Annotated in this window: 11 protein-coding genes; 10 read left to right on the forward strand and 1 reads right to left on the reverse strand. The window is 73.7% G+C overall.

The features are described 5' to 3' along the window. Positions 1–186 (forward strand): Scr1 family TA system antitoxin-like transcriptional regulator (locus ACZ7NC_RS10475; protein ID WP_471486737.1); only part of this gene is annotated, 186 nt, incomplete at its 5' end. Between the two features lie 39 nt (positions 187–225). Here ACZ7NC_RS10475 and ACZ7NC_RS10480 read toward each other — a convergent pair. Then, a complete protein-coding gene (locus ACZ7NC_RS10480; protein ID WP_471486739.1) occupies positions 226–1,044 on the reverse strand; it encodes an SAM-dependent methyltransferase in 819 nt (272 codons plus the stop codon). A 292-nt stretch (positions 1,045–1,336) separates the two neighbouring features. On the opposite strand from ACZ7NC_RS10480, the gene ACZ7NC_RS10485 reads away from it, so the two are divergent. The 9 genes from ACZ7NC_RS10485 to ACZ7NC_RS10525 are packed head-to-tail and all read left to right on the forward strand — an operon-like array spanning position 1,337 to position 22,296. Next, complete coding sequence (locus ACZ7NC_RS10485; protein ID WP_471486741.1) at positions 1,337–2,836, forward strand: MFS transporter; 1,500 nt, start codon at positions 1,337–1,339, stop codon at positions 2,834–2,836. A gap of 2 nt (positions 2,837–2,838) precedes the next feature. Then, positions 2,839–3,045 carry an MbtH family protein gene (locus tag ACZ7NC_RS10490; protein ID WP_471486743.1) on the forward strand — a complete coding sequence of 69 codons (207 nt, stop codon included), beginning with the start codon at positions 2,839–2,841 and terminating at the stop codon, positions 3,043–3,045. Positions 3,046–3,073: 28 nt separating this feature from the next. Further along, a complete protein-coding gene (locus ACZ7NC_RS10495) occupies positions 3,074–6,622 on the forward strand; it encodes an amino acid adenylation domain-containing protein (RefSeq protein ID WP_471486745.1) in 3,549 nt (1,182 codons plus the stop codon). Further along, positions 6,613–7,680, forward strand: coding sequence for a MupA/Atu3671 family FMN-dependent luciferase-like monooxygenase (locus ACZ7NC_RS10500; RefSeq protein ID WP_471486747.1), 1,068 nt, complete (start codon positions 6,613–6,615; stop codon positions 7,678–7,680). The genes ACZ7NC_RS10495 and ACZ7NC_RS10500 overlap by 10 nt, the downstream gene beginning before the upstream one ends. A 14-nt stretch (positions 7,681–7,694) precedes the next feature. Next, on the forward strand, positions 7,695–12,329 hold the full coding sequence (locus ACZ7NC_RS10505; protein WP_471486749.1) for an amino acid adenylation domain-containing protein: 4,635 nt from the start codon (positions 7,695–7,697) through the stop codon (positions 12,327–12,329). Then, the gene (locus tag ACZ7NC_RS10510) at positions 12,329–16,219 is read left to right on the forward strand and encodes a non-ribosomal peptide synthetase (RefSeq protein ID WP_471486751.1); all 3,891 of its coding nucleotides are present in this window, start codon (positions 12,329–12,331) and stop codon (positions 16,217–16,219) included. Before ACZ7NC_RS10505 ends, ACZ7NC_RS10510 begins: the two co-directional genes overlap by 1 nt. Then, entirely contained in the window at positions 16,209–19,514 is a 3,306-nt protein-coding gene (locus ACZ7NC_RS10515) for a non-ribosomal peptide synthetase (RefSeq protein WP_471486753.1), read from the forward strand. Before ACZ7NC_RS10510 ends, ACZ7NC_RS10515 begins: the two co-directional genes overlap by 11 nt. After that, positions 19,511–21,547, forward strand: coding sequence for a beta-ketoacyl synthase N-terminal-like domain-containing protein (locus tag ACZ7NC_RS10520; RefSeq protein ID WP_471486755.1), 2,037 nt, complete (start codon positions 19,511–19,513; stop codon positions 21,545–21,547). Before ACZ7NC_RS10515 ends, ACZ7NC_RS10520 begins: the two co-directional genes overlap by 4 nt. After that, positions 21,544–22,296, forward strand: coding sequence for a thioesterase II family protein (locus ACZ7NC_RS10525; RefSeq protein ID WP_471486757.1), 753 nt, complete (start codon positions 21,544–21,546; stop codon positions 22,294–22,296). The genes ACZ7NC_RS10520 and ACZ7NC_RS10525 overlap by 4 nt, the downstream gene beginning before the upstream one ends. Positions 22,297–22,344: the final 48 nt, after the last annotated feature.

Raw genomic sequence — 22,344 nt, forward strand, 5'->3', positions numbered from 1 at the left:
GGCGGCATCGATCTGCCCGACATCGTCTATCTGGAGCACATCAAGAGCGCGGCCTTCCTTGAGGACCGCGACGAGACCGAGGAGTACCGGCTCGCCCTGGACCGTCTGGGCGACGAGGCCCTCAACCCGCGCGAGTCGGTTCAGCGGCTGCGCGAGACGATGGAGCGGTACTCCCCGCAGTCGTAAGGAACGGCGATGCCGTGCCGGACACCGTGGTGAGTTCTGCTACGGCAGCCGGCCCACGCCGCCGAACTCGATCCACTCCTGGGTGAGCTGGCGCGGTGCCACCTCGGTGTCGGGGCGCCAGGTGGAGACCTCCACCAGGCCGGGTTCCAGGATCTCCAGACCGTCGAAGTACTCCGCGACGTCCTTCTCCTGACGCACCCGGCCCCAGTGTCCCTGGGTCGCCTGGTCCATGAAGTCGGTGACGAACTCGCGGACCTTGGGGTCCTCGCTGACCAGCTGGCACATCACCATGAAGCTGCCGGGCGCGAGGCGCTCGCGCACCCGGCGGGCCACGGCGAGCGGGCCGTCCGTGTCGCTGTCGGGGATGCAGTGGAACACCGAGTTGAACAGCACCGCCACCGGCTGCGAGAAGTCGATCAGGCGCTTGGTGTCGGCGTGGGAGAAGATGGCGTCGGTCTCGCGCATGTCGGCGTGGATGACGGCGGTGTTGTCGTTCTGGTCCAGCAGGGCACGGCCGTGGACCAGGACCATGGGGTCGTTGTCGACGTACACCACGCGCGAGGACGGGTCGATGCGCTGTGCGACCTGGTGGACGTTGTCCTGGGTCGGCAGACCGGAGCCGTGGTCGAGGAACTGGCGGATGCCATAGTCGCCGGCCAGCGTCCCGACGACCCGCTGGAGGAAGCGCCGGTTGTTCAGCGCGAGGGCGCGGGTGCTGGGGACGACCTTGTCCAGCTCCTCACAGGCGGCTCGGTCCGAGGCGTAGTTGTCCTTGCCTCCGAGGTAGTGGTCGTACATGCGCGCGGCCGTGGGGACCGTGGCATCGATCGACGTGGACAGCTGCTTTCCAGGCTCCATGGCTTCCCCCAGGGGCAGGACGGCCGAGGAGATCACCTCGCCGGCAACACATCCTAGAGAGACCGCAGTTGGTGGGCCAGCCGATCGGTCAACCACCACACGAAAGACACCCCTGACGAAGGGCCCGGGGAGACGGCACGGGCCGGCTGTCCGAGACCGCGATCATCAATGTGTCGTCAATTGTTCGTAGATGTCTACGAGGTGACTGCCACGTGTTCGGGTTCGGTGTATACGACAGGCCATTTCGAACTAGGGTTCTCGACCGGAAGCCACATTCGACGGGGGTACGCAGGTGGCCGATACGGCGCGCTCGCACGACGACACCGCGCACGACGGGGGCAGGACCGGCCGGTTCACCGGCATGGGTCCCTTCATGCTCGTCTGGAGCGGGCAGGCGATATCCCTGGTCGGCAATTCCGTCCTGAGGTTCGCCTTCGTCTTCGAGACCTGGTCGGCCACCGGCCGGGCCACCGCGCTGACCACGCTCTCGCTGTGCGCCCTGCTCCCCCAGGTGCTGCTGAGCCCGCTCGCCGGAGCCTTCGTCGACCGCGTCAACCGGCGTACCGCGCTACAGCTCGCGGACGGTGGCGGGCTGCTGGTCGTGGCGCTGCTCGGCGTCCTGCACTTCACCGGTGGACTGCACACCTGGGAGGTCTACGGGGCGGTGATGCTGCTCGGCTGCGCCGCCGCCTTCCAGTTCCCGGCCCTGGGGGCCGCCGTTCCGCTGCTGGTGGACAAGCGCCAACTGCAACGCGCGAACAGCCTGTTGGCGAGCGCCAAGAGCACGGCGGACGTCGGCGGTCCGGCGCTGGGCGGCCTGCTGGTGGCGTTCTCCGGGCTCGGCTTCATCATCGTCGCCGACCTGGTGAGCTTCGCCGTCGCGCTGGCCGCGATCCGGTTCGTACGGCTGCGAGGGGACACCGGTCCCGGGCCGAAGCCGGCCGGCGCCCCGCGCAAGAGGCTCGTCACCGAGGCCGTCGAGGGGATGCGCTTCCTCTTCCGCCATCCGAGCCTGCGCGATCTGATGCTGGCCTTCTGCCTGGTCAACCTGGTCATGGTGTTCGGCTTCGCCGCCGTACAGCCCATGGTCCTGGCCCGGTCCGGCGGCGAGACCTCGGCGCTGGCGAGCGTCAACACCGCGATCGGGGTCGGCGGGGTGGCCGGCGGACTGCTGATGGCGGCCTGGAGCGGGCCGCGGAACCGGGCCCGGGGCATGCTGCTCGGGATCATCGGGATGTGTCTGTCCGCCCAGGTGGCGATGGCGTTGGCGGGCGGCGTGGTCGGCTGGTGCGCGGCCATTCTCGTGGGCGCCGCGCTGATGCCGATGATCAACGGCGTGATGCAGGCGATCGTGCAGACCAAGGTGGACCAGGAGTGGCACGGGCGGGTCTTCGGCGCGGTGATGTTCCTGTCGCAGATCTCCGTTCCGCTGGCCACGGCCGTGTCCGGCCCGCTCGCCGACCATGTCTTCGAACCGCGGGCCGCGGACGGCACCGGCGTCTTCGTCGTGCTCGGGCCGCTGGTGGGGGACGGACCGGGCAGCGGTATGGCGGCCATGCTGCTCATCGCGGGTCTGTGCGGCATCACGGTCGCGGTGCTGTGCATGTCCCGGCGCACCGTACGGGACATCGACTCGCTGCTGCCGGACGCGGCGGCCGATTCGGCGGACTCCACCGATTCCGAGGAAGACTCCGGGCGCCCCGGCGATCCCGAAACCCCGGAGAACCGCGACAAACCCGGGAATCGCGACAACCCCGAGAACCCCGAGACCAAAACGCTCGTGGAGGGCTGACCATGACCACCAATCCGTTCGAGGACGAGAACAGTACCTACCTCGTTCTCACCAACGCCCAGGGGCAGTTCTCGCTCTGGCCCGATGGGATCACCGTGCCGGACGGGTGGGACGTGGCGCTGACCGCGAGCAGCCGCGCCGACTGCCTCGCCTACGTCGAGGATCGTTGGACGGACATATGTCCCACCCGCTCGGCCGCAGATGCCTGAGAAGGGGGCAACGGGGGCGTTGCACGGGGTGCATGAACTCTTCGAGGAACAGGCTCGGCGGACTCCGGCGGCGACCGCGCTGGTGTCCGGCGACGAACGGCTGAGCTACGGCGAACTCGACGCCCGCGCCGCCCGGTTGGCCGCACTGCTCCGGCGGCACGGTGTGCGTCCGGGGGCCCTGGTGGGCGTCCACCTGGAGCGGTCCGCCGAGATGGCGGTGGCACTGCTGGGTACGCTCAAGGCCGGCGCCGGCTATGTGGTGCTCGACCCGGACTTCCCGGCGGAACGGCTGCGCGGGATGGCCGCCGACGCCGGGATCGCAGTGGTGGTGTCCCGGCGCGGAAGCCGCCAACCGATGGACGCCGCCCAGCAGATCGCCGTCGAGGACGCCGAGGGGGTACGGCCCCTGGAGCCCGGCCAGGTCGCGATACGGCCGCACGACCCCGCCTGCGTGATGTTCACCTCCGGCTCGACCGGCCGCCCGAAGGGCATCGTCGCCTCCCACGCGGCGATCACCGGGACGCTGACCGGGCAGGACTTCGCCTCCTTCGGGGCCGGCGCTGTGTGGCTGCAGTGCTCCCCGGTGTCCTGGGACGCGTTCGCGATGGAGCTGTGGGGCCCGCTGCTGAACGGCGGCCTGTGCGTACTGCACCCGGGGCAGCGCCCCGACCCGGTGGTGATCGCCGGCCTGGTCGAACGCCATGCCGTCACCTCCGTCTATCTCTCCGCGTCCCTGTTCCACGTGGTCGTCGACGAGTACCCGCGAGCCCTCGCCGGCGTACGCGAACTGATCGTCGGCGGGGAGCCCATGTCGCCCGCGCACGCGTCCCGCGCCTTGGAGCGTCACCCCGGGCTGAGGCTGAGCAACGGCTACGGCCCGGTCGAGGGCATGGTCTTCCTGACCGTCCATCCGGTCACCGCCGAGGAGGTGCGGGACGGCGGGCCGGTGCCGATCGGCCGCCCGCTGGCCGGCAAACAGCTCCGGGTGCTCGACGCGCGGCTGCGGCCCGTCGCGGACGGCGAGACGGGTGAGCTGTACGCCACCGGGGCAGGTGTCGCGCTCGGCTACTGCGGCAGCCCCGAGCTGACCGCCGAGCGGTTCGTCGCCGACCCGTACGGGCCCGCCGGTGGCCGGATGTACCGCACCGGGGACCAGGTGCGACGCCGGGCCGACGGCGTGCTGGAGTATCTGGGGCGGGCCGACTCCCAGGTGAAGATCCGCGGGTTCCGGGTGGAGCCCGGCGAGGTGGAGACGGTCCTGGCGCGACACCCGGACGTCCTCCGGGTCGCCGTGGTCGCGCGGCCCGACGGCACAGGTGACAAGCGGCTCATCGCCTACGTCGTCCCCCGCGGGGAACATCAACTCTCCGAAGGTGACGTACGCGAGTACGCGGCGCGTGTGCTGGCCGACTACCTGGTCCCGGCCGCCTTCGTGCTCCTGGACGCCCTGCCCCTGACCGCCAACGGCAAGCTGGACCGTGCCGCCCTGCCGGAGCCCGGTCCGATCACCGGCTCGCTCGCGTCGGAGGCCGCACGACAGCCGTCAGGCGCGGTCGAGGCGGCGCTGTGCGGGCTGTTCTCCGAGGTGCTGGGGGTGGCGTCGGTCGGTCCCGAGGACGACTTCTTCGCGCTCGGCGGCAACTCGCTGATGGTGGCGCGGCTGCTGGGACGGATCCAGCTGACGCTCGGCGCGCAGGTCGGCGTACGGACGCTGTTCGAGTGCCGGACGCCGGCGGCGCTGGCGCCGCACGTGGACAAGGCCGAGCAGGGCGAACCGGCCAAGGCGGTTGCCCCCCTGTCGGACACGGCCGCGCTGCCCCTGTCGTACGCCCAGCGTCGCCTCTGGTTCCTCGACCGGGTCGACGCGGGGACCGCCTACACCCTGCCGGTGCTAGTGCGGCTGCGCGGCGACATCGATGCCGAGGCGCTGCGGGCGGCCCTCGGGGACGTGGCCGTCCGGCAGACAGCGCTGCGAACCGTGTTCGAGGCGAGGGACGGCGAGCCGGGACAGCGGGTGCTGGAGGGCGCCGCGGCGCTGCCTCGACTGCGGCAGGTCGACGTCGGGTCGGGTGAGTTGACCAAGGCGGTCACCGAAGCCGCCCGGCACCGCTTCGACCTCTCCGTCGAACTCCCGCTGCACGCCGTGCTCTTCAGTGTCGTCGACCGGCCCGGCGAGCACGCTCTCCTGCTCGTGCTGCATCACATCGCGGGCGACGGCTGGTCGCTGCCCCCGCTGTTCCGGGACCTCTCGCGCGCGTACGCCGCCCGGACCTCCGGCGCCGAACCGCAGCTGCCCCCTCTGCCCGTGCCGTACGCCGACTTCGCGCGCCGTCAGCGGCGGCGGCTCGGCTCGGCGGACGCACCGGGGTCCCTCGTCGCGAACCAACTCGCCTTCTGGCGCAAGGAGTTGGCCGAGCTCCCGGCCGGCGGGCCGCTGCTCCCGCGCCGTCCCGGACGGCCCGCCGTGCCGGGCCGGGACGCCGCCACCGTCGTACGGCGGCTGGACGCGGCGGCGCACGGGCGGATCGTCGATGTCGCGCGGGCGGAGGGCGCGACGCTGTTCATGGCGCTGCACGCCGCCCTGGCGACGGCCCTTCGTCGTGCGGGGGCCGGCGAGGATCTCGCGGTGGGGTCGCCGGTCGCCGGGCGGGGGCACGACGGCTCGGTGGACGATGTCGTCGGGTTCTTCGTCAACATGCTGGTGCTGCGCACCGACGCCTCCGGCGACCCCACGGCCCGGCATCTGCTCGCCCGGGTCCGGGAGGCGGCGCTGAACGCCTTCGCCCATCAGGACGTGCCGTTCGAGGAGGTCGTGGACGCGCTCAACCCGGTGCGGCAACCCGGGCGGCAGCCGTTCACCGAGGTGGTGCTGGCGTTGCAGAACAACGTCCGCGCCGAGGTGGATCTGCCCGGCGCCGAGGCCGGTGTGGAGCCGTTGCGCACCGGCACCGCGCGGTTCGAGCTGCTGGTGGACGTGACGGACGACCACGACGCGTCGGGCGCGCCGGACGGTATGACGCTGGTCTTCGAGTACCGGACCTCCTGTCTGGCGCCGGAGTTCGTCGAGTGGCTGGCGGACGCGGTCGTCGAGGCGCTGCGCGCGGCCGCCGCCGAGCCGGACGTACCGCTGTCCCGGCTCCCGCTGCCCGAACCTCCCCGGCGTGCGGACGCCGCCCGGGACGCGGTGCTCGCCCCGGCCCGCACGGCCGGCACCCCGGCGGACTCCACCCTGCACCGGGAGATCACCGCGGTCTGGTCCGATGTCCTCGGCGTGGAGCACATCGGCCCCGAAGACGACTTCTTCCGGCTGGGCGGCAACTCCCTGCGCGCGGTACGGGTCGCGGCCCGCCTCACCGGCGCCGGGCGCACGGTGACCGCCGCCCAGCTGTTCACCTCGCCCACCGTCGCCGCCCTGGCCGCCGAGCTGGAGCGGTCGCCGGCCGAGGCACCCGCGGCACCGGCGCCCATCCCGCGCCGGCCACGCGTTCCCCGGCAGCCCGGCCGCGACGGCCGTACCGGCTCCGCCCCCTCCGGCCCCTCCACTCCCTCCACCCCGAAGCAGGTGCCATGGACCTGAGCGTGATGTTCTTCGGCGCCGACACGCCCGTCGGCTCCCCGGCCGGCGGCCCGCCGCGGCACAGCGAGGCCTACGACGACATCCTCACCGTCGCCCGTACCGCGGACCGGCTCGGCTTCCACGCGATCTGGACGCCGGAGCGGCACTTCCAGCAGGTGGGGCAGGTGTTCCCCAGCCCTCCGGTGCTCAGCGCGGCGCTCGCGGTGGCCACCGAGCGGATCAACATCCGGGCGGGCAGCGTGATCCTGCCGCTGCACCACCCGCTGCGGATCGCGGAGGACTGGGCGGTCGTCGACAACCTCTCGCACGGCCGGATCGGGCTGTCGGCGGCGACGGGCTGGCACTCCGCCGACTTCGTGCTCGCGCCCGGCAACTACGAGGGCCGCCGTGAGCGGACCCTGCGGGACATCCCGCTGCTGCGGCGGCTGTGGGCGGGCGAGGCGGCCGAGTTCACCGACGGCACCGGCGCCTCGGTCGCCGTGCAGCCGCAGCCCCGGCCCGTGCAGGAGACCCTGCCCCTGTGGCTGACCAGCTCGGGCAACCCGGCGACCTGGGAGGCGGCCGGACGGCTGCGCACCGGGGTGCTCGGGGCGACCGTCGGGCAGAGCCGGGAGGAGCTGGCGGAGAAGATCGCCCGGTACCGGGCCGCCTGCGCCGCCGCCCCCGACCAGGGCGGCACCGACGCGCACGGCCGGGTGACGCTCATGGCGCACACCTTCGTCGGCGCGGACGAAGAGGAGGCGCGGCGGCTGACCGCCGTACCGCTGAAGCGGTATCTGCGGTCGTACGTCCGGCAGACCACGGCCAACCGTACGGCCGACCGGGCGACGGCGGAACTGACCGACGAACAGACCGCGATGCTCGCCGAGTTCGCCTTCCACCGCTATCTGACCTGGGGCAGTCTGCTCGGCTCCGCCGCGACCTGCCGGAAGATGCTCGCCGATCTGCGCGAGCTGGGCTGTGACGAGGTCGCCTGCTTCGTGGACTTCGGCCTCGGCCGTGACGAGGTGCTGGCCGGGCTGCACCGGCTGGCGGAACTGCGGGAGGACGTGGCATGACGGGAGGGCGTGGCATGACCGCCCCGTCGGGCGCATCGATGGCGGACCGCTTCAGCGCGCTCAGCGGTGAGCAGCGCGTCCGGCTCATGCGGCGGCTCGTGGAGTCCGGGCAGGCGGGGCTGGTCCCGGCGGTCGTACCGCCGCGCGACGGGGACGGGCCGGTGCGGCTCAGTCCGGCTCAGCAGGACCTGTGGGTGTACGAGTCGCTGTATCCCGGCACTCCGGCCCTGAACCTGTGCTGTGCCTACCATTTCGAGGAGCCGGTCGACGCGCGCCTGCTGGAGACCGCGCTGACGCTGGTCCGCAAGGACCACGACATCCTGCGGGCCCGCATCGGCGGCGAACCGGGCGCGCTGAGCGTCACCTTCCCGCCCGAGGAACGCTTCCGGCTGGAGCGGGAGGACCTGCGGGGCACCGGCACCACCATCGCCGAGGCCTTCGAGACCTTCCGGCGCCGTCCCTTCGACCTGGCCGGCGAGCCGCTGATGCGGGCCCGGTTCGTCACGGTCGACGACCGGCGGACCACGCTGATGCTGAGCCTGCACCACGTCATCGCCGACTGGTGGTCCTTCGACGTGCTCCAGGCCGAGTTCGCCGAGGCCCACCGCGCGCTGCGCGCCGGTACGGAACCGAAGTCGGCCCGGCCGCGCATCCAGTACGCCGACTTCGCGTCCTGGCAGGGCGAGCTGGAGGAGGCCGGTGTCTTCGAGGCGCGGCTGGACTTCTGGCGCCGCTACCTCGCCGAGCCGCCGGGGGCGCTCACCGTGCCGGGCGGCGGAACGGACCTCGCGGAGGGCATCGCACAGGTGCCGTTCAAGGTCGACGCCCCGACCGCCCGGGCCGTACGGGCCCTGGCCCGGGAACGCGGCGCCTCGGTGTACGTCGTCCTGATGGCGGCCTTCGCGGTTCTGGCGCACCGCCTCACGGGCGCCGACGACCTGGTGCTCGGCACCCCGACGGCCAACCGGGCGGCCAAGGGCCTGGAGCGGGTCATCGGGTACGTCATGAACGCCGTCCCGACCCGCTGGCGGATCCGGCCCGGGGACTCTTTCGCCGATGTGCTGGCCCGGTTCGCGGGCGACTTCCCCGAGCTGATGGCCAACGCCGACGTGCCGGTCGGCCGGATCGTCTCGGCGGTCGCGCCCGACCGCAGCGCCGGGCGCTCCCCGCTGTTCCAGTGGGTGTTCATGCACCTCACCCAGCAGCGCAGCGTGGCCGCCCTGCGGGAGTTCAGCGAGCCGGAGCGGATCCACACGGGCGGTGAGCACGACCTCGTGGGCATCGTCCGGGACGCCGACGACGACACGATGGACGGCAGTTTCGAGATCCGTACGGCCCTCTTCGACGCCGACGCCGTACGCCACTGGACGGACGCCTACCTGGAGCTGCTGCGCCGTTTCACCGCCGACCCGGAGGTGCCGCTCGCCGAGGCCGGCCTGGTGCCGGAGGCCCACCGGCGCCGGCTCGCGGAACTCGGCTCCGGCGGGCCCGCTCCCGAGCCGCTGTCGCTCCCCGACCTGGTGGCCCGTCAGGCGGCCCGCACCCCCGACGCACCGGCGCTGGAGGCCGAGGGCCTGCGGCTGACGTACGCCGAACTGACCGACCGCGTGAACCGGCTGGCCGCGTACCTGACCCGGCACGGCGCCGGTCCCGGCCGTGTCGTCGCCCTCGCGCTGGGCCGTACGGCGGCCACGGTCCCGGCGCTGCTGGCGATCCAGCGCACGGGCGCGGCCCATCTGCCGATCGACCCCGACCACCCGCCGGAGCGGATCCGGCTCGCCCTGGAGGACGCGACGCCGGTCCTGGTGGTGACCGGCGAACCCGGGGCGCTCCCGGAGACGGGCATCCCCACGCTCGTGCTCGACGAGCGGGCATACGACGAACAGCCGCTCGCCGGGGACGAGTTGGACCCGTCGACGCCCGCCTACGTCATCCACACCTCGGGCTCCACCGGCCGCCCCAAGGGCGTCGTCGTCCCGCACACCGGCCTGACCGCCCTCGCGCGGGGCCTCGTCGACGCGCTCGCGCTGGACGGGGACAGCAGGGTGCTGCAGCTGGGCTCGCCCGCCTTCGACATCTCCGTGGGCGAGATGTGCATGGCGTTCGGCTCGGGCGGCACCCTGGTCGTCCCGCCCGACGGCCCGACGGCCGGGCGGGAGCTGGCGGACGTGCTGACCACCCGGCGGATCAGCTGCGCGCTGCTGCCGCCTTCGGTGCTGGCGACCGTGCCGGCCGGGGAGTACCCCGAGCTGCGGTCCCTGGCCGTGGGTGCGGAGGCGTGCCCGCCGGATCTGGTGGCCCGCTGGGCCGGCGCCGGGCGCCGGTTCCACAACGCCTACGGGCCCACCGAGTACACCGTCGCCGCCACCGTCGCCGGCCCGCTGGCCGCCGATGGCACGGCCCCGCCCATCGGCGCCCCGCTCCCGGGCACCCGCGCATACGTCCTCGACGAGCGGCTGCGGCCGGTGCCGCCGGGGGTGTGCGGGGAGCTGTATCTGGCGGGGCCGGGAGTGGCGTACGGCTATCTGGGCCGGCCGGGGGCGACCGCCGGGCGGTTCGTCGCGGACCCGTACGGGGCGCCCGGCGAGCGCATGTACCGCACCGGGGACCTCGCCCGGCGCCGGGACGACGGGCAGTTGGAGCACCTGGGCCGGAGCGACGACCAGGTGAAGATCCGGGGCCATCGCATCGAGCCGGGCGAGATCGCGGCCGTGCTCACCGGGCACCCTTCGGTGCGGCAGGCGGTGGCCGTCGTACGGGAGGACCGGCCGGGCAGGCCACGGCTCGTCGCGTACGTCGTCGGCGGCGCGGGCTCGGAGCCCGTGCCGGACGCGCTGCTGGCGTACGTCGCCGGTCGGCTGCCCGCCGCCATGGTGCCGGCCGACGTGGTGGTGCTGGCGGAGCTGCCGCTCACGCCCAACGGCAAGCTGGACCGGGCGGCACTGCCCGCGCCGGACAGCGGGGCCGGCGTCGACGGGCGGGCGCCCGAGGGGGCACGTGAAGTCACCCTGTGCGCCCTGTTCGAGGAGGTGCTGGGTGTCGAACGGGTCGGCGCCGACGCCGACTTCTTCCGGCTGGGCGGCGACAGCATCATGGCGATCCAGCTGGCGGGGCGGGCATCGGGGGCGGGGCTCGGCATCACACCGCGTGACGTCTTCACGGCCCGTACTCCTGCCGCGCTCGCGCTGACCGCGCGGGAGGTGACGGACGTCGCCCTCGGGGAGGACTCCGGCACGGGGCGTTTCCCGCTCACGCCGGTCATGCACTGGTGGCGCGAACAGGGCGGGGACGCGGCGGCGTTCACACAGTCGATGGTGTTTCCGGTGCCGTCGGGCGTGGAGCCGAAGCGCGTCGAGGCGGCCGTGCGGGGGCTGGTCGGGCGGCACGGCGTGCTGCGGATGCGGCTGGTGGACGGGGAGCTGGAGATTCCCGAGGCCGTCCCGGACGTGGTCGTGGAGCGCGTCGGGGTGGCCGTCGGCGCCGATCCGCGGGAGGCGGCCGATGAGTTGGCGGCTTCGGCGCGGCTCGATCCGGAGAAGGGGGAGATGCTGCGGGCGACCTGGCTCGATCCGGGCCCCGAGCGGCCGGGGCTGCTGTTGCTGACGGTGCACCACCTCGCGGTGGACGGGGTGTCCTGGCGGCTGCTGGGCCCCGAGCTGGCGGCCGGGACGGCCGGGCGGCGGCTGCCGCGGTCCCCGGGTACGTCCTTCGCGCGCTGGGCACGGCTGCTGGCGCGGGAGGCGGTGCGGCCGGAGGCGGCCGACGTGGAGTACTCCTGGTGGGAGCGGGCGCTGAGCGGCCCGGACGCGCGGATCGCGGGCGGGCGGGGCGCCGGTGCGCGGCGCGCCGTGCTCACTGTCGAGCTGACGCCCGAGGTCACCGAGGCGGCGCTGTCGGAGGTGACGCGGGCCTTCCACTGCGGTGCGGACGCGGTCCTGCTGACGGCCCTGGCCGCGGCGGCGGTACGGCGCCGGGGCCAGGATCAGGGCACCGGTCTCCTGGTCCATCTGGAGGGGCACGGCCGTGAGGGGCTCTCCCGGCCGGCCGATGTCTCCACCACCGTCGGCTGGTTCACCACCCAGTACCCGGTCCGGCTGGACGCGGGCACCGCGCTCGGCGCGGACTTCTGGCGCCCCGCGCGGGACGCTGCGGGCGAGGCCCTCAAGCAGATCAAGGAGCAGCTGCGGGCGGTCCCGTCGGCCGGTCTCGGCTGGGGCCTGCTGCGGTACCTCAACCCGGACACGGCTCCGAAGCTGGCCGCGCTGCCGGTGCCCGACCTGCGTTTCAACTACCTGGGCCGGTTCTCCGGCGGCGACACGGCCGACGGCGAGCTGCTCGGCATGGCCGCTGAGGCGCTGCCGCTCGGGCACGCGGTGGAGGTGGACGCGCTGGTCCTGGAGCGGGACGGTGGGGGTCCTCGGCTGAGCGCCGGGTTCTCGTACGCGCGCGGGGTGCTCGGCGAGGACGAGGTGCTGGAGCTGGCCCGGCTGTGGTGCGAGGCGATCGAGGTCCTGGTCGAGCACGCCCGCCGGGACGGCACGGGCGGCCACACCAGCTCCGACTTCCCCCTGGTCGACCTGTCCTCGGACCAGCTCGCCCTGCTGGAGGGCGACTTGGACTTCGGCCTCGGAGAAGAGGGGGACGACTGATGGGCGGCCGCATCGCCGACGTACTGCCGCTCTCCCCCGCCCAGGAGGGCCTGCTCTTCCACGCCCTGCGTGACCCGGAGCGACCGGACCCGTATCTGGTCCAGGCCCGCTTCCGGACCGGCCCGGACACGGCGCCCGAGGCGCTGCGGGCCGGGGTGAGCGCGCTGCTGGAACGGCATCCGAATCTGCGGGCGTGCTTTCGGCACGAGCACGTCGAGCGGCCGGTGCAGGTGATCCCGCGCGCGGTGCGGCTGCCGTGGACGGAGACCGACTTCACGGGTCGCAGGCCGGACGAGACGGAGGCGGAGGTCTCGCGGCTGATGGCCGAGGACCGGGCCCGCCGCTTCGATCTGGCCCGTCCGCCGCTGGTACGGGCGATGCTGGTCCGGCACGACGAGGGTGCCGACCTGCTGCTGACGCTCCATCACATCCTGTTGGACGGATGGTCGTTGCCGCTGCTCGCGCGCGATCTGGAGGCACTGACGACGGGGGCCGCCGAGCTGCCGCCCGTCGTGCCCTTCAAGCAGTACCTGGTCTGGCTGAGGGGCCAGGACCAGAGCCGGGCGGAGTCCGCTTGGCGCGAGGCGCTGGACGGACTGACGCGGCCCGCACCGCTGCCGCTGGACGGACCCGACGGCCCGGAGGACACCGTCGATGTCGAGCTGCCTTCCGAGCTGACGGCCGCGATCACCCGCCGGGCGGCCGACGCGGGCGTGACCGTCAACACCGTGGCGCAGACCGCGTGGGCCCTGGTCCTGGCCCGTCTGACCGGCGCCGGGGACCTGGTCTTCGGCGCGGTCGTGTCCGGGCGGCCGCATGATCTGCCGGGCGTCGAGCGGATGGTGGGGCTGTTCATCAACACGCTGCCGGTGCGGATCCGGCTGCGCTCCGGCGAGGGCGTCGACGAGTTGCTGGCCCGTGTGCAGCGGGAGCAGCTTCGGCTGGCGCCGTATCACCACATACGGCTGTCGCAGGTGCAGCGGGCGGCCGGGGTGGGTGAACTCTTCGACACCGTCCTGGCGTTCGAGAACTTCCCGCGCGCCGAAGGCCCCGCCCCGGCCGTCGAGCTGGTCGAGACGCGGGACGCGACGCACTACCCCGTGACGATCGCCGTCGTCGCCGGAGAGCGGATGCTGCTGCGGATCAGCTGCCGCCGGGGCCTCTCGGCGGCCACGGTCGGTGCCCGCCTGGTGCAGGCCTTCGCGGCGCTGACGTCCGCCCACGGCACACCGGCCGACCGGCTCGACGTCCTCCCGCCTCAGGAGCGGCGGCAACTGCTCGCCCTGGCCGAGGGCCCGGTGCGTCCGACGACGGGGACGCCGAGCATCCCCGAGCGGTTCGCCGAGCAGGTGGGCCGGACACCGGACGCGCCGGCCGTGGAGTCCGACGGCGAGGTGCTGACGTACGTCGGTCTCGACGCGGCGTCCGACCGGCTGACGGGCCGGCTGCGGGAGGCGGGAGTGCGGCCCGGCGACACCGTCGCGCTGCCGCTGGGCCGGTCCGTGGGCATGGTCGTCGCGCAGCTGGCGGTGCTGAAGGCGGGCGCATGCTGTCTGCCGCTGGATCCGGGGGCACCGGCGGGGCGGCTGGCGGCGCTGGCGGAGGCGGCCGGGGTGAAGGTGGCGGTCGCGGCAGCGGACGTACAACTGCCGCCGGACATACGGGTGCTGGACGTCGCCGGGCCGGAGTCCGGTAGGCCGCCGAGTGTGTCGGTGCATCCGGAAGCCGCCGCCTGTGTGATGTACACCTCCGGCTCGACGGGCGAACCCAAGGGCATCGTCACTCCGCACCGGGCCGTCGTGGAGCTCGCCGCCGACTCCCGTTTCGCGGGCGGTGCGCACGAGCGGGTCCTGCTCCACAGCCCGCACACCTTCGACGCCGCCACCTACGAGACCTGGGGCCCCCTGCTGAACGGCGGCACGGTCGTCGTCGCCCCGCCCGGACCCGTCACCCCCGACGTCCTCAAGCGGCTGCTGCCCGAAGCGCGGGTCACCGCCCTGTGGCTCACCGCCGAACTGCTGCGCACCGTCGCGGAGATCGCGCCCGAGGTGCTCGGCACCGTGCGCGAGGTGTGGGCGGGCGGGGACGTCCTGGCGCCCGAGGCGGTGCGGCGGGTGCGGGAGCGCTGCCCCGGCACCCGGGTGGTCAACGGGTACGGGCCCACCGAGACGACGGTGTTCGCCACGGCCCACCAGGTGACGGACGAGGTCGGCCCGTCCGTGCCCATCGGGCGCCCCCTCGACAACACGCGCGCCCACGTCCTCGACCCTCTCCTGCGCCCGGTACCGGCCGGCGCCGTGGGCGAGCTGTACATCGCCGGCACCGGGCTGGCCCACGGTTATCCGAACCGTCCCGGCCAGACCGCCGAGCGTTTCGTCGCCGACCCGTACGGGCCGCCCGGTACCCGCATGTACCGCACGGGCGATCTGGTGCGCCGGCTCCCCGGCGGCGAGCTGGAGTTCCTGGGCCGGAGCGACGACCAGGTCAAGGTGCGCGGCTTCCGGATCGAACCCGGCGAGGTGGAGGCCGCCCTGGCCGGCTGCCCCGGCGTGGAGCGGGCCGTGGTCGCCGCGCGCCCGGGGCCCGACGGCGGCAAGCGGCTCGTGGCGTACGTCGTGGGCGGCGACCCGGACCTCGTGCGGGAGCACGCGGCGCGCACCCTGCCCGCGCATCTGATGCCGTCGGCGTGGGCCGTTCTGGACGCCGTACCGCTGACCCCGCACGGCAAGGTCGACCGGGCCGCGCTGCCCGAACCCGAGCCGGAGCACGGGCATCGGGGCCACGGCCGGATCCCGCGGCCGGGTCGTGAGCAGCGGCTGTGCGCGCTGTTCGCCGAGGTGCTCGGGGCGGTCGCGCTGGGCCCCGACGCCGACTTCTTCGGCCATGGCGGCCACTCGCTGCTCGCCCTGCGGCTGACCGCGAGGATCCAGGCGGAGTTCGGGACCCCGGTCTCGCCCGCCACGCTGTTCGAGGCACCGACACCGGCCGCGCTCGCCACCCGCCTCACCGCCGGCCGGACGGACGGCGACGACGACGACGACGAGGACGCGTACGCCCCGCTGCTCACCCTGCGCCGCGAGGGCGACCTGCCACCGCTGTTCTGTCTGCACCCGGGACTGGGCCTCGGCTGGGCGTACACGGCGCTGCTGCCGCATCTCGCCCCCGGCAGGCCGGTGTACGCACTCCAGACTCCGGTGCTGCACGGCGATCAACTGCCGGACACACTCGGCGAGTTGGCCGAGGATTGTCTGCCGCGTATCCGGGCGGTCCGCCCGCACGGGCCGTATCTGCTGCTGGGCCGTTCCTTCGGCGGGCCCTTCGCCCATGAGCTGGCGGTGCGGCTGCGGGCGGCCGGTGAGGAGGTCGCGCTGGTGGCCGTGCTGGACGCGATGCCGAAGCCGCCCGAGGTGGCGCGGGTGCCGTTGGACCCGGCGGTGGTGGAGCAGGCGGCGCTGAGCAATCTGCTGCGCAACGCGCTGCCCGGGGTGCCGGCCGGGCCCGGCCCGCTGGAGCGCGCCGAGGTCGTCGCACGCGTCCACGCGCACAGCGCCCTCCTCGCCGGCCTCGACGAGCGGCGGCTCGACGCCCTGGCCGGCGCCATGGGGCGGTACATCGAGATGGCCCGCGCCTGGCGCCCGTCGCCGTACGACGGCCGGGTGACCCTCTTCTCGGCGACCCGCGCCGCGGAGGCGACGACCGAGGAGAAGAGCGCGGCGTGGCGGGCCTGCGCGGCCGGGGTGGACGTACACGAACTGGACTGCGAGCACAGCGATGTGCTCACGCCGGGGCCGGTCGGCGAGATCGCCGCGGCCGTGGAGGACGTAGTGGCGGCACGGGCAGTACCGGCCGGCGACCGCACGGGGGATGGAGAACAGGCAGATGACCGCTGACGGCACAGGGATCATCGGTGAGCACGAGAAGCAGGAGGATCAGGAGGAGTACGAGGAATACGAGTTCCCGACCTCGGACGCGCAGGCCCGGCTGCTCGTCCTGGACCACATGGATCCGGGCGCCGCGACCTATCACGTACCGGCCGCCTTCGTGGTGCGCGGGCCGTTCGACATGGCCGCCTTCGGCCGGGCCCTCGATGCGCTGATCGCCCGGCACGAGTCGCTGCGCACGGTCTTCCGCACCGGCACCGACGGGGTGCCGCTGCAGATCGTGTCCGCCGCCGGACATGCCGAGCCGCGTGTGGAGCGCGATGTGCCGGTGGCCGAGGTGGACACGAGGATGCGCGCGGAGGCCGCCCGTCCCTTCGACGTGGCGACCGGGCCGCTGCTGCGCTGCACCCTGTACGCCGTGGCCGACGGCAGCCACCGCGTCCTGCTCGTCGCCCACCATCTGGTGTGCGACGGCTGGTCGCTGGGTGTGCTGCTGCGCGAGCTGTCCGCCGGCTACGAGAACGAGACCAAGGGCCTGCGCCACACCCTGCCCGAACTCCCGCTCCAGTTCCCCGACTTCGCCGCATGGCAGCGGGAACGGCAGGCGGCGGGCGAGTACGCGGACTCGGTCGCCCACTGGGCCGAGCGGCTGCGGGGCGCCCCGGAGACGGTAGCGCTGCCGCTGGACCGGCCGCGCGGGGCGGTCCGTACGGCGGCCGGCGGCACCGAACGGTTCACGGTGCCGGCCGGGGTGCGCGAGCGGATCGCCGGGACGGCTCGGGCGCGCGGCGGTACGCCGTTCATGGCGGTGTTCGCCGCGTACGCCGCCTTCGTGGGCCGGCTGTCCGGCGCCGAGGACCTGGTGATCGGCTTCCCCGTCTCCGGCCGGGACCGCCCCGAGCTCCAGGACATGGTGGGCATGCTGACCAACACCCTGGCGCTGCGCGTCGACCTGTCCGGCGACCCGTCGTACCACGACCTGATCGACCGTCTGCGCACCGCGCTGCTGGACTCCCAGCCGTACCAGGACGCCCCGTTCGAGGCGGTCGTGGACGCGGTCGCCCCGGCCCGCGAGATCAGCCACGACCCTGTCGTACAGGTGGTGTTCGGCTACGACGACGACACCGAGCTCACCCTGCGGCTGGCGGGTGCGGAGGCCGAGCGCGTTCATGTGGCGCTGGACACCGCGAAGTTCGACTTCCATCTCCAGGTGGAGCGGTGGGGGGAGGATCTCGCCGCGTATCTGATCCACCGCAGCGCGCTGTTCGACGCGGAGACGGTACGGCGATGGGTGCGGTGCTTCGAGACGCTGCTGGAGGGGCTGCTGGACCGTCCGGAGACGCCGGTGTCGGCGATCGACATGGTCCCGTCGGACGAGAAGCGGTGGCTGCTCTCCCAGGGAACGGCAGCGCCCGTCAGGGGCGCGGGGAACTGCGCGACCAGCCACAACGAACCCGCAGCCGCCCGACGGCACAACGAGGCACTTACCGAGGCGCGCTTGGTCCCAGACCTCGTGGCAGACCGCGCCGCCACCCGCCCGGAGGCCACCGCCCTCGTCTGCGGCGACCTACGCCTGACCTACCGCGACCTGCTGAAGCGCGCCGACAACCTCGCAGCCCGGCTGCAAACACACGGCGTACGCCGAGGAGACCGCGTCGGCCTCCTGCTCCCCCGCGGCGCCGACATGGCCGTCGCCGCCCTCGCGGTGCTGCGCGCGGGCGCCGCGTACGTACCGCTGGACCCGGCGCACCCCACCGCCCGGCTCGCCTACATGGTCACCGACTCGGGCACGTCACTGCTGCTGACGGCGCAGACGACGACGGGCCTTGCGGGAACGGACGTACCGGAACTGCGTGTGGACGAGGACACGGACGCGGTGGCTCCCCTCGCCCCCGTGCGGTGCGCGCCCGACGACCTCGCCTACGTCCTCTACACCTCCGGCTCCACCGGCGTCCCCAAGGGTGTGGCCGTCGAACACCGCGCACTGCGCAACCTCGCCGTGAACGTCCGCCCCGTGTTCCCGGTGACCGAGAAGGATTGCGTCCTGCAGTTCGTCTCGTTCGGCTTCGACGTGGCCGTGTCCGACCTGTTCTTCCCCTGGGTCGCGGGCGCGGAGCTGCACATCGCGCAGGAGGACGAGCGGCTGGGCGAGGCGCTCCGGGCACGGCTGCGGGACTCCCGTATCACCTACGTCTTCCTGCCGCCGTCCGCCGCGATGACACTCCCCCGTGCCCCGGGCGCCCTCCCCGACCTGCGCACCCTCGCGGTGGGCGGCGAGGCCTGTCCGGCCGAGCTGGTCGAGCGGCTCGGCGAGGAGGGCCGCCGGATCGTCAACGCCTACGGCCCCAGCGAGGCCACTGTGTACTCGACCACGGCCGAACTGCGCCCGGGCGAGCCGGTGGTGATCGGCCACGCGGTGCCGGGCACCCGGGCCTACGTCCTGGACGCGCGGTTGCGCCCGGTCCCGGTCGGCGTGACGGGTGAGCTGTATGTCGCCGGCGACTCCCTGGCCCGCGGCTACATCGGCCGGCCCGGCATGACGGCCGAACGCTTCGTCGCCGATCCGTACGGCCCGGCCGGCAGCCGTATGTACCGCACCGGCGACCTGTGCCGTATCGACGCGCACGGGGTCCTGCACTACCTCGGCCGGGGCGACTCCCAGGTGAAGCTGCGCGGCTATCGCATCGAACTCGGCGAGATCGAGGCCCTGCTGGCAGGGCACCGAGAGGTCACGGTGGCTGCGGCGGCGGTGCACGGGGAAGGGGCCGAGCAGCGGCTGGTGGGGTACGTCGTCACCACCGCCGATATCCCGGACGCGGCACTGCGCGGCCATCTCGCGGAGCGGCTCCCCGGCTACATGGTCCCCGACGTCTTCGTACGCCTGCCGGAACTCCCCCTGAACCGCTCCGGCAAGATCGACCGGCCCCGGCTGCCGCAACCCCCCTCCTCGCGCCCCGAGTTGAGCGAGACGTACACCGCCCCGGGCACCGGCGCCGAGCGACGGGTGGCCGAGGTCTGGCGGCAGGTGCTGGCCCTGGACCGGGTCGGCGCGCACGACAACTTCTTCGACTTGGGCGGCAATTCGGTACGGCTGCTGGCCGTGCTGGCGGCGCTCCAGGAACACCCGGAGCACCGGGACCTCACCCTGATCGACCTGTTCCGGTATCCGACGGTGGCCGCGGTGGCGGCCCATCTCGACAGTACGGCCGGGCACACCGCACCCCACGAGGATGCGGCCCGGCGCGGCAGCGAACGCCGCGCCGCCCTGCACAAGCTCCGTTCCAGGAAGGGCACCACGCGATGACGACCGAGGAAGCCGCACCGCACGACCTTGAGTCCGCGGTGGCCGTCGTGGGAATGAGCGGACGCTTCCCCGGCGCCCCCGACCTCGACACGTACTGGGCCCACCTGCGTGACGGCGTCTGCTCCCTGTCCGCCTTCACCGAGAAGGAGCTGCTGGCCGACGGGGCGGACCCGGCGGAGCTGCGCAACCCCGCGTACGTCCCCGCCCAGGGGTATCTGGCGGACGCGGACCGTTTCGAGGCCGAGCTGTTCGGCTTCGGCCGCGGTGAGGCGGCGGCGCTCGACCCGCAGCACCGCGTGCTGCTGGAGACCGCCTGGTCCGCCCTGGAGGACGCCGGGTGCGCACCCATGGACGCCCCCTCCCGCACGGGCGTGTACGTGGGCGGCAGCCCGACGGAACACGCGCTGGCCGCCGGGACGGACCCGGCGCTCGCGGCGTCGATCGGCGCGCTTCAGGTCCGTATCCTCACCGACCGCGAGTTCCTGGCGCCGTGGATCTCCTACCGGCTGGGCCTGGACGGCCCGAGCATGACGGTCCAGACGGCCTGCTCCACCTCGCTGACGGCGGTCCATCTCGCCGTACAGGCCCTTCTGCTCGGCGAGTGCGACACCGCGCTCGCGGGCGGCGTGGCCATCGCCGGCGTGCGCCGGCAGGGCTACGTCCACTACCAGGGCGGGATCTTCTCCCCCGACGGCCGTTGCCGCCCCTTCGACGAGAAGGCCGCCGGCACGGTGCCGGGCAGCGGCGTGGGCGTGCTGGTGCTGCGCCGGCTGGAGGACGCGCTGGCCGACGGCGACCCGGTGCGCGCGGTGATCCGGGGCACGGCGGTCACCAACGACGGTGCCAGCAAGGTCGGCTTCACCGCTCCGGGGGTGGACCAGCAGACAGCCGCGATCACGGAGGCGTGGGCGGCGGCGGGGCTGGAGCCCTCGGCGGCGCAGTACGTGGAGGCGCACGGGACCGGGACGGAGCTCGGCGACCGGATCGAACTGGAGGCGGCGAGCGCGGCCTTCGCCGGCGGGGACGGCATCGGCCTGGGGTCCGTGAAGTCGAACATCGGGCACGCGGACGCGGCGGCCGGGGCGGCGGCGCTGATCAAGACGATCCTGATGCTGGAGCACGCGACGCTGGCCCCGACGGTGGACGTCACGAGCCCGATCGCCGCCCTGCGGGACTCCCCGCTGCGGCTGGTGACCGAGGCGTGCGAGTGGCCGAGCAGGCCGGGTCTGCCCCGGCTGGCGGGTGTGACGTCGGTGGGCATCGGCGGCACGAACGTGCATGTGGTGGTGCAGGAGGCGCCGGAGCCGCGCGCTCGCTCGGGTGCCGGGTCCCGGCCGACGGTCCTGCCGCTGTCGGCGCGCACCGAGTCGCAACTCTCCCTTCTGGCCGACCGGATGGCGATCCGGCTGCGCGAGGCGGACGCCCCGTCGCTGCCCGATGTCGCGCACACCCTGCGCACCGGCCGGGCCCGGATGCCCGTACGCGGCTATGTCGTGGCCGCCGACGCGCGGGAGGCGGCGGACAGGCTCACGGCCCTGGCCGAGGGCCGCCGGGACGCGACGGCCGACCCGCTGGGCGAGGCCTGGCTGAGGGGCGAGGCGGTGACCTGGCCGGCCCTCGACGGTGAGGTACGGCGGGTGCGGCTCCCGGCGTACCCGTTCGCGGGCGAGAGCTACGGCGCGCTGACCCTGAGGGGCCCGGCGGCACCGACGCCCGCGCCCGAGGACCCGTCGCCGGAGAGCGAGGAGAGCGAACTGGAGACCAGGGTCGCCGAGTTGGTGATCGAGGCGCTCGAACTCGACGGCACGGTCGGCCTCGCGCAGACCTACTTCGAGGCGGGCGGCGACTCGCTGACGGCCGTGCACCTCGCCGGAAGGCTCCGCGACGAGATGGGCATCGACGTGCCGATCCAGCTGTTCCTCGAACCGATCACGCTGAAGGACATGACGACACGCATGGTGGAGATGAAGCAGAACGGGGAAGCGGACGACGCCCTGGACGCCCTGCTCGCCGAGTTCGAGGCGGAGGCATGACCGTCCCCGGCATCCGCACCCGCTGGCTCAGGGGCGTGAGCGCGCCCGGCGCGAAGATCCGCCTGCTGTGCTTTCCGCACGCGGGCGGCACGGCGGGATCCTTCCACGAGTGGGCGACGCTGACGCCACCGGAGATCGAGGTGCTGTCGGTGCAGTACCCCGGCCGCCAGGACCGCCTGTCCGAGCCGTGCCCGACCACGATGGACGAGCTGGCGGACGCGATCACGAGGTCCCTGCTGGACGAGTTGGCGGACGAGATGCCGCTGGCCCTGTTCGGGCACAGCATGGGGTCGGCGGTGGCCTACGAGGTGGCCCAACGGCTGGAGGAGGTCCCCGCCCGCACCCTCACCCGGCTGATCGTGTCGGGCCGGACCAGGCCCCGGCTCCCGCAGGAACTGGCGCCGCGCCCGGCCCCGACCGACACCGAGATCCTGGCCCACATCCGCAGGCTGGATCCCGAGGGTGCCGCGCTCTACGAACACCCGGCGCTGCGGCCGGTGATCATGCCGTCCCTACGGGCGGACTTCGGGCTGCTGGCGGCGTACCGCCCGACTCGTCTGCACCGGCTGGCGGTTCCCGTCACGGCCTGTGGCGGCGACCGCGACCCCGCGTGCGCGGTGGAGGACCTGGCGGCGTGGTCGGACGTCACGACGGAGGCGCTGGACGTCCGGGTCTTCGCGGGAAACCACTTCTATCTCACCCCGAGGAGAGCGGAGTTGGTCGGGTTCATCGCCTCGCAACTGCTGTGAGACGGTCTGCCGCGACACGAGGTGCTCCCGCCCTCCTCGCCCTCCGCA

The sequence above is a fragment of the Streptomyces sp. NPDC111802 genome (assembly GCF_055634335.1).